Raw genomic sequence first — 14795 nt, 5'->3', positions numbered from 1 at the left:
TTAAATTGAAGAAAGCTCAAATGAAAGATCGTGTTTTGCTAAAATCACAGAATGCAGTCTGGTTACACCTTATCTTTGTTAGCTATAGCAAGTAACTGTATTTGTAATATGACAAATCACCTGTTGAAAAATCATTTTATGATCCAAGTCAGTTTTTTTACAGGTAACTTCTAAGCTTATCAATTTTTCCAAGATCTTCTTAAGTTCTGAAAGTTGCAAACTTTTCAAATGAGATTTAAAACTCTGCAATTGTTTAAAAAACAATGGAGGGCTTAGCTGATCAATCGCAGCCTGCTCACTCATTCCACCTTGCACTGACAGCAAAACGGTTTCAAGGCGTAGGAAATAATTTGATATAATGCGAATTAGTGCTATCGGTGAAAAATTTTCTTGCGATATCAATGCATCAGAAATTCTAATGAAACGCGACATATCTTTACTTGCTATGGCAGAGCATAGATCATCAAGTGTAGCATAGTCGTTGCCGGAAGTTGAAAAGCATAATTCTATATCAGTAAGTTTTAGGTCTTTTCTCTCCCCTAAGTATAAAACTAACTTCTCAAGTTCTGAACATATAGGCAGCTTGCTATGATTAAAGTAAGATTGCAAATGGTAGATTATCTCATTTGTGCATTTTATATCATTTTGTTTTAAGTAACTTGATATAATATCATAAAGATTGCTGTTGCTGTCTTTATAGCAAGCAATCACACCAAAAATTTTTGAACTCTCCATATAACTTTTGGTTGCAGAATTGTGTGGAAGATCAGTTGCTGTCATCATTACATAATGACCACTTGCATTATAATCCAATACGTTTTTTAACTCTTTGGATATACCTCCACTCACATTTATCAGTTTAATTAATTTTTTGCTGGTAAACATCGAAATGTTTGCCAATTCAGAAAATAGTAAACCGGGTGACTTATTCACTATTGCAAAATCCATCACCTGAACTGAATACTCATCCAAACTGGCAATTATTTCTTGTACATAAAAATCAACCCTACTGTTATCACTTCCATGAATTAACACACCACGTAAAGCATCAGGTTTCTCTAGGAATCTTTTAACTTTGGATGGTGTAACCCTCATGCCACCTATATGATATCATTCTCATTTGATTGTACATGAGTGTCCAAAGACTCTGAGCTTTCTTGTACAATATCATCTGCCGTACTCTGCACATTATCCGACTCTTCTGTTTTTCCTGTAATATAATTATAAAATTTTTTCACAGGTTAAGATATATATTTGGAAAAAAATCCTTCTTCGCTCATATTGCTTACTCCATAAAATTAACAACTTATCATTAGCATATAAATAATAGTATAGCAAAAACTATTTTGTGCTAAGATAGTGATGTTTTATAATGAGTATATTACAAAATTATTAACATTCGAGATTAAAATTAAGCCAACCTGCTTAATACTAGCCTTATAAAATAAGCGATAATTAAATATACGGCTGCAACAAGTATAATTGCAGGTCCAGTTAACAAATCAAAACTTGCAGATAACATGAGACCTGATATCCCAGAGATCACAGAAAAAACTGTTGCAACAATAATCATCTGCATCGGAGTTTTCGAAATGAGCCTTGCAGATGCTGCTGGTATTAGCAAAAATGCAGCAATAAGTAATATTCCTATTAATTGGGCAGCAATTGCTATAAATATAGCAAGAGTGATTAAAAATTCTAGTCTAACAAAGGTAACATTAATTTTTTCAACTACTGCTAAATCTTGATTAATTGAAATCATTAACCAATAACGCCATCTAAATATTAATATCAAAGTAACTACTGCAGAGGTTAAAAAAATCAATACTATATCACTTTGATCGAGCGTTAATATATCACCAAACAGTGAGCTAATAATACTATTATTGCCAGATGGAAGAAAAGACATAAGTATTAAACTCGATGATAAAACTACATTGGTAACAATGTTCAATATCGTATCAGCAGAATATAATCTGTTAAAATTAAGAGAAAGTAGTATAGCAAATGTAATTGCAATGAGCATTATGCTAAGCGATGGGCTAATCTTAAAGATTAAAGCAAGTGCAACACCAAGCAACGAAGAATGGGACAAACTATCACCAAGATAAGATAACCTTTGCCATATCATAAACGATCCTAAAGCGCCTGTTACTAGGCTAATTACAACTACTGCAACTAGACTGTTGATGAAAAAATCCTGGGTAAACATTTCAAACATGCTATATGGCTATTAGATAACTGACAACAAATCTATCTTCGGATATCAGAATATTATGGGTTCTGCATGCAGAACCTGTTGTCATAAATTCAAAATTTAAACCTTTTTGTTCCATAAGATAGGACTTCACTGAAGAACTTAGTATATTGCGTGTTTTACCAGTACCTATTATCAAAATTTCTATTTCCTCTGTTAAAAAAGATTTAAAATGTTCCTTGCTATTTATATCACTTTCTTTCAATTTAATCACCTTTTCAGGAAAAATTATAATTGAGCCGCAATATTCTCTATTATTCACCAAAAATTTTCCTTCCCTGTAACCATTTATAAGATTTTTATTCTCGGAAATTAAGGGCATAAGTCAAACTATTAATTGAGTGTCACATACCCACCATTCTGGTTGCTTTTTTCCGATATTAACTGCAGCAGCTTTTGCATTTTCCTCACTATCGAATATTCCAAAGCATGATACACCACTGCCTGACATGCGAGAAAGTATAGAACCTTCTTGTGACTCAAGTGTTGATATCACATCCTTAATTTCAGGTACAAAGCTTATTGCTATTTCTTGAAGATCGTTTCTCGTCTCTTTAAGAAGCTTCAACAAATCCTTTTCAGCGTCATCGCTCCATTTAATTGGCTCAGAAAATTTTCCTTCATGTTTGGAAAATACCTCTGGTGTACTCAAAAACCTTTTTTTCGGTTTCACAAGCACCACATTTGTAGATAAAGAGAATTTTTTAATGTGGCATAATTCTTCGCCAATACCTCTAACAAAAACTGGCTTGCTATCTACGCTTGCGGGAACATCAGCACCAACGTTTAAGGCTATTTCATTTAAAATCGTCCTATCAATCTCCCACAGCTTCCCTAGCGTACGTACCACAGCTCCAGCATCTGAGGATCCGCTACCAAGTCCTGCAGCAATTGGTATGTTTTTTACAACCTTTACAGTGACTTTAGTGCGTACAGGAGCATGCCTAAGCAGCAGATTAACCGCTTTCATTACAGTGTTATACTGGTTATTTATTCTAGACTCGGAGTTTATAAATTCAACTGTAGAGTTATCGTATCTAGAATCCTTCTCACCTACTTTTATTTCCAAAAAATTAGAGAGATTAGCAAAGACAAACAAACCCTCAATCAAGTGATATCCTGTTTCCTTCTTATTTACAACATGCAAAAAAAGATTGATTTTTGCAGGCGCCTTTACACAAAAACTTTTCATTATATATCTTCACTAACACTATTTTTACATTATATGTATAATGCTATTTTAGTCAACTTCTATAAGGTTCTCGCACTTCTGATGAGATCAAATGCCATAAATCCTAATTTCTCTGTGTGGGTAAATGCGTCCGCTGGTACAGGCAAAACAAAAATCTTAATAGACAGAGTATTGAGACTTTTATTAGAAAACAAAAGAAATATTCTTTGCTTAACATTCACCAATGCTGCAGCAAACGAAATGGAGAATCGCATTCACAGCATACTCAGTAAGTGGGCAATATGCTCAGAGAGTGAATTAATAATGGATCTGGAACAACTAGACCTCTTGCATTTAAGTGAGGAATCGGTGTCATTCCAGTGCTTGACGCTGGAATCCAGAAAAAATGAAGCACTTGATCGTCACTTAACAAGAGCAAGAAGGCTTTTCTCTGAACTGGAAAATCTTGGTCTAACTATACAAACCATACACGCTTTCTGTTACAAATTAATCTCCAGCTTTCCTATAGAAGCTGGCATTGCTCCAAATTGCACGCTGAGTGAATGTAAAGAATTACATTCCATCATATTCAATAAAGTGCTTCATAACGAAACCGTGCAGGATGATATCAACCTTATTGCAACTGAAATTGATGAAGATAAACTACGCGATTTGCTTTATACTTTATGTGTAAAAAGATCGATGTCAGCAAATGATTCAGAATACATCAAAGAAAAACTCAATGCTCCAGATGGAATTCATGATTTACAGAGTGAAACGACTGAGCACGTGGGAAGACTAGCCGAGATATTAAGTGAAGGCAGTAAAAGAGATCAGAGTTATAGTGAAATACTTTATTCTACTGTCATCCCAGCTGGGATCCAGAAAAAAAGAACCAGTGTCAGCTACTCGGATGACACCGGAATAAAGTGGAATGACACCAAAATAGAAAACCTAGCCAAGGTATTTCTCAAATCAGAATCGCACGAAAAAAAGAGCATATCATCCATTGCAACAAAAAGTATTTTGGAGAAATTCAAAGATGCAGAGCAAATAATAGAGAGCGTTCAGAATGTAGTATTTACCCATATAAGAGACATGAACTCTTATCAAATATTCAAGAGAACCAGTAGCTTACTTGGTGTATTTAAAGTATATGTTGATTTGTATAATAGTGAAAAATCAAAAAATGCACTGCTTGACTACAATGATATAATCAACTTAGCAACAAATCTTCTTAGCAATCCAAACTATAAAGATTGGATATTGTTTAACTTGGATCAAAAAATAGATCACATCCTTGTTGACGAGGCACAAGACAATAGCATCAGCCAGTGGAAAATTATAACAAATCTCTGCGATGAATTTTTTGCCGGTAATGATGAAAAGCGAACCTTATTTGTAGTTGGTGACGTAAAACAATCCATATACAGATTTCAAGGAGCAAATCCCCATCTATTCAACTATATGCAACAATACTTTCATACGAAAACTGGTGGTAGAGATTGGATATCATGCCAACTTGAAAAGTCATTTCGTTCAACTCCAGAAGTTTTGATGCTTGTAGATAGAATATTTAACAACTTCCGCGCAGAAATATCTTTTGTTGATAATGAAATAAAACATGTTCCACATAGAGAAAATGATCAAGGATATATTGAAATTTGGCCAGCGTTACCAAAGTGTAAAGAGGAAGAACAGCAAGCTTTACAAATTCCTCTGATATGTAAGGAAGGTTATACAATAGCAGATCGATTACTTGCTCAGGCAATAGCCCACAAAATTCACAATTGGTTAAACGAAGGGCGGATTTTAGTTGCTAAAGATCGCCATATAGAACCAAGAGACATTATGGTTCTGGTACGACAACGAAACGTATTGGTTGATTACATAATAAGCGAACTTAAAAAAGCAAACGTGCCAGTTGTAGGCCGAGATTATTTTAGAATTATGGACTATATAGCCGTGCAGGACTTAATAGCTTTGGCCGAATTTTTACTCCTCCAGGCAAATGATCTAGCTCTTGCAAATGCTTTAAAATCACCGTTATTCAATTTTACCGAGGATGATTTATTTAACATTGCATATGATCGTAAAGAGCATTCACTATGGGAAAGAATTCAGGATTATTCTGTGGTTATCTACAGTGAATTAAACTATCTCATTAACTTATCTCGCACAGAGTCTCCTCTTGCACTATTTACACATATATTGCGTACAGGTAAGAAGAAATTTGCTGCAAGGCTAGGTCTTGAGTGCTTTGAGGTTCTAGACGAATTTATGAACCTCGTGTTGCAATTTGAAAACCCATCTCTTCAAGCGTTTGTTCAGTGGATCAAGGAGAATAACCCGGAGATTAAGAATGATATGCAATCAGAACGCAATGCTGTGCGAATAATGACAATTCATAAATCAAAAGGTCTGCAAGCTCCCATAGTATTTTTGGTTGATACAAACACAGTGCCAAGAAACAGTGAAAGCATTATCTTTGATGGAACAGAAGTGCCATTTTGGTGTGGAAAAAACAACAACGCTTATTGCGATCAAGTAAAAAGAGAGAAAAAACTAGAGGATTATAATGAATATTTGCGTTTATTATACGTAGCACTCACACGTGCTGAAGATGAGTTATACATCTTAAGTAAAGAGCCAGTGCAAAAGGGCTCTTGGTATGATCTAATCACTAAGTACGGAGAACCATATGAAAAGAAACAAAGGGATTTACGGCCAATATTTAAAGAAAAAGTTGAAGTATTATGCGTGAATGCAAACTACCCTTACATTTATAAAAAACGTGATTACTTTGACGTTCCGGTCATTTCCCTTCCACCAAACCTATCAATGTCATTCCAGTGCTTGACACTGGAATCCAGTAAAAAAGAAGGAGAACCAGCATCAGCTACTCGCTCTCCCCTGTCATCCCAGTGCTTGACACTGGGATCCAGTAAAAAAGAAGGAGAACAAGTGTCAGCTCACTCTTCGGTATCATTTCAGCACTCTCTTTCGTCATTCCAGCGCGTGACGCTGGAACCTGGAGAAAAAAAGGCCTGGATCCCAGTGTCAAGCACTGGGATGACAAATAGGGGTATTAGAATGACAGACAGGGGTATTGGAATGACAGATGAGAGTGCTGGAATGACAACAAGGAGCATTGGGATGACAGATGGTTATGCAAGAGGCCTGATTATTCACAGCATATTGCAGTATATGCCCAAGATAGAAAAAGAAAGGAGAAAAAATTGGGTCAGAAAATACCTTGATAACATCAGCGAAGATAAGGATGAAATTTACAGTAAAATATTAGCCTTTAATGAAAAATATGGCTATTTGTTTGACTTGGAAGGCAAATCAGAGATTACACTGAGTGGAACAATTGATGGCAAGTCAGTATTAGTACGACTAGATAGGCTATGCATAACGCAAGATAAAGCAATCATAATTGACTACAAGTCACACCGTAACGTTTCTGTTTCCTCATTAAATGAAATAAAAAAGCAAATGTTGACCTATAAAACCTTAGTACAAGAAATATATCCAAACAAGCAAGTAGAGTGCGTGGTTATTTGGGTGGAAGATTTAACCATTCAATCTGACTTTTAACGAAACTTGATTGCAAGAAATAGCTACTACGTCATACCACCGCGAACCGTCATCCCGCGATTCATTCCACAACTGTACGAACATTGCGATTTGGGCCTACCAGAAGGGTGTCATGAAAGTAGCTGACACTGGTTCCTTTATGACGGTGTCATCCCAGTGCCCAGACACTGGGATCCAGGAAACTTAATTGCAAGTAATGCATTGGGTTTGGTGATACCAATTCCCATTACAGGGCAAACAGATGGACAATGATGGAAGAAAAGCCATACTGAAGTAAGTAAAATAGCGAGGTTTAAATGGCATTAAGATCAAAATTATTGGATGAAAAAGTAGTAGAATCAGCAAAAGAAATGCTGAAGAAAGTAAGGAATAATGCATATGTTTCAAAAAAACTAAATGCTGTAATTGCAGCAAAAAAGTACAGTATAACGGCTGTAGCAAAAATATATTGCATTTCAAGAAGCGCACTAACTTCGTGGGTAAAACTCTTGAAAATTGGCAGAGAAGAAAAACTGTTTGCTCCTTCACAACGTCGTAGAAAAACTAAATTAAATCAGGCTCAACTACAGCAAATTGAAGAGTGGATAGAAGAAAATCCTAATATCACCATTAAAGAAATGAGAATAAGAATCCAGGAAAAGTTCGGATTAAATATCAGCAAATCTACAGTACACCGCCATATGCAAAAGATGAAATTCTCATATATTACACCAAGACCAGTTCATAATGGACAAGATAAAAGCAAACAAGAGGAATTCAAAAAAAAATCTCAATTGAGCTATTAGCAAGTATCCAGAAAAAGAGCTATTTTTCTTTGATGAATCACGGTTTGGCACACATTCAAAAGTTGGACATGGGTGGTTTAAAAAGGGGATTAGAACACAGGTTAAAACAAAATTAGGTAGGCAAAATTTCTATCTCTATAGTGCAGTTAATCCTAGAAATGGAGAGAGTTCTAGCTTATTTGCACCAAATGTCAACACTGATTGCATGAACATATTTCTTGAGCAAATTTCGCAATATCTAGAAACACGAGAGGCTTTTCTCGTTATGGACTGTGCTAGTTGGCATAGGTCAAAAAATTTAAAGGTACCTAAAAATATCGACATTATATACCTACCTCCATACTCACCTGAGCTAAATCCTGTTGAGAGGCTTTGGTTATATATAAAACAGAACATTTTGCGCAATAAAATATACGATACAATTGCTCTACTTGAGGGTGCTTTGTGCAAATTTATTACTTCTCTTGCCAGCTCCACAATTAAACAACTCTGCAATGTTTCCTATTTGACTGGACAACAATGAGAATTGGTATTAGATTTCAAGTTATTTGGGTGACAGATGTTCTTGACTTACGTGCTTTGTACTGCTAAGATTTTTATTTTCAGCCCTATCTATAATGTCAGTAGCGGTATTAAGTATATTTCAAATAATATTGGTTGTTGTGTTAGTAATTTTAGTGCTCTTGCAGCCACCTGGGAGTAGTTCATTAAGTGGTTTTAGTAATACACAACAGGGGGTCAATTCGATGATTCCGGTGAAATCTTCTGAAAACCCGCTCAGCAGAATAACGGCTATTGTTGCTGGATTGTTTATTATAAACACATTGCTATTGTCAGGATTATATTCAAAAGACGTACATAAAAAATCGATTGCAGAGAAAATTATATTAGAAAAAAAGCAAGAAAGTGAACCTACTTCTGTTCCATTTGAAAATTAATGAAGGAAGCTAAATTTATCTTTGTTACAGGTGGAGTTGTATCGTCGCTTGGTAAAGGCTTAGTTGCTTCAAGCGTTGGTGCGCTTCTTCAAGCTCACGGTTTTAAGATCCGTATCAGAAAACTTGACCCGTATCTCAACATTGATCCTGGGACAATGAACCCAACTCAGCACGGAGAGGTATTTGTTACCGAAGATGGTGCTGAAACTGATTTGGATCTTGGGCATTATGAGCGTTTTACTAAAATTAAAGCAACAAAAGATGACAATATAACAACTGGTAAGATATATCATGAGTTATTGAAGAAAGAGAGGCGTGGTGATTATCTGGGCAAAACTGTGCAAGTCATTCCTCATGTGACAGATTTGATCAAATCGTTCATTTTTAATGGTACGGAAGGTTTAGATTTTGTAATATGTGAAATAGGCGGAACTGTAGGTGACATTGAAAGCCAACCATTTTTGGAGGCTATACGCCAAGTTAACTACACATTAGGAAAACAAAGAGTTATCCTGATTCACTTAACTTTAATACCATATCTTACCGCAGCGCAAGAATTAAAGACAAAACCAACGCAGCATTCAGTTCGAGAGTTAAATTCCGCGGGGTTACAACCAGATATTATATTATGCCGCAGTGAGAAAGAAATTTTCGATAATCAAAGAGAGAAAATAGCTAAGCTTTGCAATGTTTCTTTATCCAATGTAATACCTGCCCCTGATGTGAGTCATATATATGAGTTACCGGTGTTGTATAGCCAATGTGGGCTTGATACGCAAATTTTGGAGCACTTTCATTTAAGTAAGCCAAAACCAAGCTTGACTGAATGGGATCAAATAGTGCATTCCATAAGGCACCCAACACAGGAAGTTACTGTATCTATAGTGGGAAAATACACCGAATTCCCTGATGCATACAAATCACTGATTGAAGCATTAAATCATGGTGCGATTAGTAATAAAGTCAAAGTAAAGATAAATTGGGTTAACTCAAGAGAGAAGGAAGAAAAACCTATAAATGAAAAACTTATAGGAGAGAAATTACAGAATTCTCATGCAATCCTTGTTCCAGGGGGGTTTGGTGATGACGGAGTAGAGGGTAAAATATTAGCAATAAATTATGCCCGTACAAATAATATCCCATTTTTCGGAATTTGCCTTGGTATGCAGCTTGCAATTATTGAATTTGCTCGTAATGTTGTTAAGCTTGAAGATGCACACTCTGAAGAATTTCGTAACTGTAAACATCCAATCGTTAAGTTAGCTGGCGATCAAGATGACGATCTTGGTGGAACCATGAGACTTGGGGCATACAAATGTAATATAAATGCAAACTCTAAAATGATGGATGCATATAGTAACACTACTATTTCAGAAAGACACAGGCATAGATACATAATCAATTCAGATTATAAAGATGATTTGGAAAAAAATGGGCTGCTATGCAGTGGCATATCAGAAGATGGAACGTGCATAGAGGCAGTGGAGTTAGAGAGTCATCCGTGGTTTATTGGTGTGCAGTTTCATCCAGAATTTCAATCAAAGCCGTTTTCTCCTCATTCTCTTTTCGTGTCGTTCGTTAAAGCAGCAATTGATAAGAAATAAGTGCCTAGTGTTTAAGTATCAATATATGGAGCTTGCCATAGAGCAAGCCAAACTCGCTCAAAAAAATGATGAGGTGCCCATAGGTGCTGTAATAGTGAGTGGAGACAATATCATTTCTTCTGCACACAATATATCTAACGATCCAACTGCACATGCAGAGATGTTAGCGATCAGACAAGCATTTTCAACTTCCACGCTTTGTGATGCTGATATGTACGTAACATTAGAACCATGTCCGATGTGTGCTCAAGCTATTTCCTTTGCCAGAATTAAACGATTGTACTTTGGAGCTTATAATCCAAAAGGTGGAGGAATTGAAAATGGTGCTAAGATATTTCAATTTTGCAGCCATATACCTGAAGTTTATGGTGGAATATTAGAAACAGAATGCTCTTTTTTGTTAAAGGATTTTTTTGAGAAACTAAGGAACATTTGATAAATCGTCATGCTACTTGTTTTCCGATACAAAATCGTCATCCCGCTACGTGTTAGCGGGATCTATGCTAGGAGATACCGTGACGGTATGGCGGTTAAGTAATTCGTCATTCCAGCGCGTGACGCACAACTATACAAACATTGTCCACCAGCAGGGTGTCATCCGAGTAGCTGACACTGCCCTCCTTTGTCATCCCAGTGCCTAGACACTTGTATCTTTATGATGTGAGGCATTAGAGCTAAAATACCTCACAGGGAGGGTGAAGCTGATGCGACACTAATGCCATTAAGGCCGAGTCCCAGATTTTGCTTCCCTCCCATAGAGTTAAAGACTGAACAGTATCTTTTGGAATTATATCCCGTATTACAAGGTTAGTCTAAACTCTCAGTTTATTTATAGTCTTGGAGGCAATTTTATGCAAGTAAATGCTATTTTGGGTGTGGATATTTCAAAAAAGAAATTTGATGTTTGTTTGTTAGTGGACAGTAAAAAACGACACAAAGTCTTTCAAAATAATCAAGATGGTTTTGCAAAACTTGTAGTTTGGTGCAATGGCCATGGAGCAAATCTTACTCATTTATGTCTTGAAGCAACTAGTTGGTATGGAGAAGATTTGGCTACTTTTATGCACGATTTAGGACATAATGTCAGTATAGTAAACCCAGCCCAAATCAAAGCTTTTGGCAAAAGTGAGCTGCTCAGAAATAAGACAGATAAATCAGATGCAGCTATGATAGCTAGATTTTGTATCGCCAACAAACCTGCTCTTTGGAAGCCCATTACACCTGAAATGAGGCATTTGAGGGAGCTTTACCGTTGCATGCAATCGCTAAAAGATGATAAGGTGCAACAGACAAATCGCTTGGAAAACAAAAATATGCATTCCAGTTGCAAAGAAGCTATATCTAAAGTAATTTTGGCAATAGAGGAGCAAATTATTGTTCTCGAAAAAGAAATTAATGAGCATATAAATAACTATCCACATCTAAAAAATATGGTGGAAAACCTTAAGACTATAAAAGGTATAGGATATCTTACTGCTGTTGCTGTTGTCGCAGAAATGCCATCAGTTGATAACTTTGACAATGCTAAACAATTTACAGCTTTTGCTGGTCTAAATCCAGGACATTATCAATCGGGATCGTCAGTAAGTAAGAGAAGTTGCATATGCAAAATAGGATCTGAGCGTATTCGAAAAGCTCTTTATATGCCAGCTATAGTAGTCAAAAACCATAATAATCATTTTCAAAAGTTTTGTCAGCGTCTAGCAAGTAAAGGCAAATGTCCAAAAGTCATAGTTCTTGCGTTAATGCGAAAATTAATGCATGTCTTTTTTGGTATTCTTAAAAATAATCAACCATTTAATTGTAATTTTGTTGGATAATTTGTTTGACAGCAGAGACAGTATCTGGGATCTCAACGATTTTCACTCAGACACAGTATCACTCCTTTGCTTAGAGGTTGTCCGGAAACAAGTAAAAGGCTATAATATCTGAAATTTTAGTACGGGGTAAAGATGAGAAAAAAGTATCCAACAGATCTAAGCGAAAGGGAATAGGCAAGAATAGAAAAACACTTCAGAGTATCATACAAGAAAGGAGGAAGGCCGCCAAAGTATAGCAAAAGAGAAATATTAGAAGCAATTTTCTATGTATTGCGTACAGGGTGTCAATGGCGGTATTTACCAAATGATTTTCCGCTATGGAAGACTGTGTATGAGCAGTTCAGGCAATGGAAGAAGCAGGGAATTTTTGAGAAAATGAATTATGAAATTACAAAATATAGTAGAAGAAAAATAGGAAGGAATGAGCAGCCAAGTGCCTGTATAGTAGATACTCAACCACTATCGGCTGAGAGCCGAAAGGTTGGATATAGCGCTGGAAGCGCGATGAGAAGCTAAAGCTACTCCAATCTTATACTAGATATAGAATGAGGCTGATGTGCATCTGTATGTTTATTGATGTACTCATTAATGACTTCATCTGTGATATGTCCGCTGGTAGCACTAAAGTATCCTCTTCCCCAAAAACGCTTTCCCCAGTACATTTTATTTAGCTCTGGAAATTCTTGTTGAACTTTGCGTGAAGACCTGCCTTTGGCTCTTTGAACAAAATCACTCACAGCTATATGAGGAGGTATTACTACGAATAAATGTAAATGATCTGATGATATTACTCCGTTTTCTATCTTAATCCCCATTTCTTCAGATACTTCTGCTATGATTGTTCGTACTCTCTCCTTCATAGCCTTAGTTAATACTCTGTACCGATATTTTGTAATCCAGACTATATGGTACCTATGATAAAATACAGTGTGTTTTCCTTTGTCATATTCCGTCATAACTATACTTTATAAAGTACAGTTATGACATTGACAAACTAAAGTTTCTCCACCTAGAAGGTGGAGGCTTGTACCATCTTATGGAAAGTCAATCTGTAAAGACTACAGAAAAGGGGGGATCAAAGGCTATGATGGAAGTAAAAAAGTAAAGGGTAGAAAAAGGCATATAATTACAGACACTCAGGGTTTTATACTAGGTTGTTACGTAGGCGCTGCTAAGGAAAATGATAGAGATGGTATTAAAATAGCATTAAACAATATGAGAACAAAATATACTAAAGTTAAAAAAATGTGGGCTGACATGGGATACCAAGGAAGAAATTTAAAGAATCACATAAAGGAAGAATATGACATAGATATTGAAATTGTTACAAGGCCTCCATGTAGATTTTGGGTGCACAAAGATACGCCACCTGAGCTACTACCAACAAGAGAACAAGGGTTTAAAGTACAGCCAAGAAGATGGGTTGTAGAAAGGACTTTTGCTTGGGTTAATAGGAATAGAAGGCTATCGAAGGAGTATGATTTACTCACAACATCCACTGAGAATTTCATATACCTAGCTATGAGTAGGGTTATGTTAAAGAGGGAATATGCTTGAATTTACTTGTTTCCGGACAACCTCTCAGATTTGTTCCTAAAACTAAATCCAAATGTCTTTTTTAATCGCGAGAAAAAACCTTCTATATAAGATCTTTTTCCATAACTCATCTCTTTTTTCCACTTCTTTATACCATCTTCATCATATGACTTTATGAGCTTGACTGCAGAATTTCTCTCAGCCATATAGTCTAACTTTGGATGCTCTGCTGCGTTGTTTTTCGGAGGAATTTTCGTTTTTATACCATATTGATTACACAGCTTATAGAGCTTTTCTCTGTCATATGCCCTATCTGCATATAGTACTTTTATGACATACTGAAAATCGACTTCTTTTAGCAAATCACAAGCTCCATAGTGATCAGAGTAGACACCGTTACTGTATTTTACAGCTACGGCTTTTTTGCTGTTTGTATTCAACATTACATGCAATTTTCTTGTCTGTTCATAGCTGCGATACTTTCTATCTTCGCTATTTTCTTTGCTATGACCAGGAGTGTTGTTGTATATACTAATTCCTGTACTGTCTATAGCAATTTCGATATCTTCCATATTATTTTCTGCAATCATTGATCTTAATATTGAGTTTCTTAAACCTTCTTGATGATTGTGAATAGCTGATAACTTGCAAATTTTTCCCAATTTGCTCAAGGTATCCTGCTATAAACCCAACTGTTTGCCTCAGGCCTATTCTAAATAAACAAGTTATTATGTGCACCAAAATTACAACTTTATCGCTATAAATATTGTTGCCACCTGGTATTTTTGGACCATTCTCGTACCACTTTTCTATGGCTTCGTTGATATAATGAAAAATATTTCCTCTTTTTTCTAGAAATTTGTTATATTCGCTATGGTTACTGACCCTCATTTTTTGTGGCATATTTTTTCTTCAACAGTTAAATCGCTATTTATAATGAATTTTGTCAGTAACTGCCAGTTCTTTTCACTTGAGCGATGCAACAAAGCCATTCCAGTGTCAAGCACTGGAATGACATTACAGGGACACTGGGATGACATCATCCTTTTCTCTGGATTTCAGACTGGAATGACAGCAGTCCTAC

General features: G+C 36.0%; 13 protein-coding genes and 3 pseudogenes. 8 read left to right on the top strand and 8 right to left on the bottom strand.

Annotated features, from left to right (window positions below; genetic code table 11):
* Nucleotides 1–78: 78 nt before the first annotated feature.
* The 5 genes from holA to LA754_RS02085 form a co-directional block, all read right to left on the bottom strand.
* A complete protein-coding gene (gene holA, locus LA754_RS02105; RefSeq protein WP_006279994.1) occupies nt 79–1095 on the bottom strand; it encodes a DNA polymerase III subunit delta in 1017 nt (338 codons plus the stop codon).
* 5 nt (nt 1096–1100) lie between these two features.
* Nucleotides 1101–1238: a hypothetical protein gene (locus LA754_RS02100; RefSeq protein ID WP_220468367.1), complete on the bottom strand. Its 138-nt coding sequence runs from the start codon at nt 1236–1238 to the stop codon at nt 1101–1103.
* 173 nt (nt 1239–1411) lie between these two features.
* Entirely contained in the window at nt 1412–2221 is an 810-nt protein-coding gene (locus tag LA754_RS02095) for a metal ABC transporter permease (protein ID WP_049973644.1), read from the bottom strand.
* Between the two features lies 1 nt (nt 2222).
* A complete protein-coding gene (locus tag LA754_RS02090) occupies nt 2223–2579 on the bottom strand; it encodes an Mth938-like domain-containing protein (protein ID WP_006279996.1) in 357 nt (118 codons plus the stop codon).
* Nucleotides 2580–2582: 3 nt separating this feature from the next.
* Nucleotides 2583–3449, bottom strand: a complete 867-nt coding sequence (locus LA754_RS02085; protein WP_077188591.1) for a 4-(cytidine 5'-diphospho)-2-C-methyl-D-erythritol kinase — start codon at nt 3447–3449, stop codon at nt 2583–2585.
* 81 nt (nt 3450–3530) lie between these two features.
* Between LA754_RS02085 and LA754_RS02080 the strand changes: the two genes are divergently transcribed.
* The 7 genes and pseudogenes from LA754_RS02080 to LA754_RS02050 form a co-directional block, all read left to right on the top strand.
* Nucleotides 3531–7028, top strand: coding sequence for a UvrD-helicase domain-containing protein (locus LA754_RS02080; RefSeq protein ID WP_457923731.1), 3498 nt, complete (start codon nt 3531–3533; stop codon nt 7026–7028).
* A 296-nt stretch (nt 7029–7324) separates the two neighbouring features.
* A protein-coding gene (locus LA754_RS02075; RefSeq protein WP_410530061.1) for an IS630 family transposase occupies nt 7325–8336 on the top strand; the annotation gives its coding sequence in 2 pieces (ribosomal slippage) (nt 7325–7804 and nt 7806–8336; 1011 coding nt in all).
* 94 nt (nt 8337–8430) lie between these two features.
* Nucleotides 8431–8751, top strand: a complete 321-nt coding sequence (gene secG / locus LA754_RS02070) for a preprotein translocase subunit SecG (protein ID WP_010962615.1) — start codon at nt 8431–8433, stop codon at nt 8749–8751.
* Nucleotides 8751–10355, top strand: a complete 1605-nt coding sequence (locus tag LA754_RS02065; RefSeq protein ID WP_077190130.1) for a CTP synthase — start codon at nt 8751–8753, stop codon at nt 10353–10355. Before secG ends, LA754_RS02065 begins: the two co-directional genes overlap by 1 nt.
* A 25-nt stretch (nt 10356–10380) precedes the next feature.
* Nucleotides 10381–10791 (top strand): nucleoside deaminase, encoded by a 411-nt coding sequence (locus tag LA754_RS02060; RefSeq protein WP_077188051.1) that lies wholly within the window; start codon nt 10381–10383, stop codon nt 10789–10791.
* A 415-nt stretch (nt 10792–11206) separates the two neighbouring features.
* Nucleotides 11207–12175 (top strand): IS110 family RNA-guided transposase, encoded by a 969-nt coding sequence (locus LA754_RS02055; protein ID WP_077190114.1) that lies wholly within the window; start codon nt 11207–11209, stop codon nt 12173–12175.
* 180 nt (nt 12176–12355) lie between these two features.
* Nucleotides 12356–12652 (top strand): annotated as a pseudogene (locus LA754_RS02050) (transposase); the annotation flags it as partial.
* A 41-nt stretch (nt 12653–12693) separates the two neighbouring features.
* On the opposite strand, the gene tnpA reads toward LA754_RS02050, so the two are convergent.
* Entirely contained in the window at nt 12694–13131 is a 438-nt protein-coding gene (gene tnpA, locus LA754_RS02045; protein WP_006279602.1) for an IS200/IS605 family transposase, read from the bottom strand.
* Nucleotides 13132–13208: 77 nt separating this feature from the next.
* Here tnpA and LA754_RS02040 point away from each other — a divergent pair.
* Nucleotides 13209–13732, top strand: a pseudogene (locus tag LA754_RS02040) (IS5 family transposase); the annotation flags it as partial.
* Between the two features lie 23 nt (nt 13733–13755).
* On the opposite strand, the pseudogene LA754_RS02035 reads toward LA754_RS02040, so the two are convergent.
* Together LA754_RS02035 and LA754_RS02030 are read right to left on the bottom strand one after the other, a co-directional pair.
* Nucleotides 13756–14614, bottom strand: a pseudogene (locus tag LA754_RS02035) (IS5 family transposase); the annotation flags it as partial.
* Nucleotides 14599–14751 carry a hypothetical protein gene (locus tag LA754_RS02030; protein ID WP_353285604.1) on the bottom strand — a complete coding sequence of 51 codons (153 nt, stop codon included), beginning with the start codon at nt 14749–14751 and terminating at the stop codon, nt 14599–14601. The pseudogene LA754_RS02035 and the gene LA754_RS02030, both read right to left, overlap by 16 nt.
* Nucleotides 14752–14795 lie beyond the last annotated feature (44 nt).

Source organism: Wolbachia endosymbiont of Muscidifurax uniraptor (assembly GCF_054149795.1).
The sequence above is the reverse complement of the archived record's forward strand: the minus strand, read 5'-3'. Positions and strand labels throughout refer to the sequence as shown.

Excerpts from the sequence above, each read along its gene's own strand:
- LA754_RS02095 (WP_049973644.1), bottom strand. The coding sequence starts at position 2,221 with ATGTTTGAAATGTTTACCCAGGATTTTTTCATCAACAGTCTAGTTGCA.
- tnpA (WP_006279602.1), bottom strand. The coding sequence starts at position 13,131 with ATGACGGAATATGACAAAGGAAAACACACTGTATTTTATCATAGGTAC.
- holA (WP_006279994.1), bottom strand. The coding sequence starts at position 1,095 with ATGAGGGTTACACCATCCAAAGTTAAAAGATTCCTAGAGAAACCTGAT.
- LA754_RS02065 (WP_077190130.1), top strand. The coding sequence starts at position 8,751 with ATGAAGGAAGCTAAATTTATCTTTGTTACAGGTGGAGTTGTATCGTCG.
- LA754_RS02060 (WP_077188051.1), top strand. The coding sequence starts at position 10,381 with ATGGAGCTTGCCATAGAGCAAGCCAAACTCGCTCAAAAAAATGATGAG.
- LA754_RS02055 (WP_077190114.1), top strand. The coding sequence starts at position 11,207 with ATGCAAGTAAATGCTATTTTGGGTGTGGATATTTCAAAAAAGAAATTT.
- LA754_RS02085 (WP_077188591.1), bottom strand. The coding sequence starts at position 3,449 with ATGAAAAGTTTTTGTGTAAAGGCGCCTGCAAAAATCAATCTTTTTTTG.
- LA754_RS02030 (WP_353285604.1), bottom strand. The coding sequence starts at position 14,751 with ATGTCATCCCAGTGTCCCTGTAATGTCATTCCAGTGCTTGACACTGGA.
- LA754_RS02080 (WP_457923731.1), top strand. The coding sequence starts at position 3,531 with ATGAGATCAAATGCCATAAATCCTAATTTCTCTGTGTGGGTAAATGCG.
- LA754_RS02090 (WP_006279996.1), bottom strand. The coding sequence starts at position 2,579 with ATGCCCTTAATTTCCGAGAATAAAAATCTTATAAATGGTTACAGGGAA.
- secG (WP_010962615.1), top strand. The coding sequence starts at position 8,431 with ATGTCAGTAGCGGTATTAAGTATATTTCAAATAATATTGGTTGTTGTG.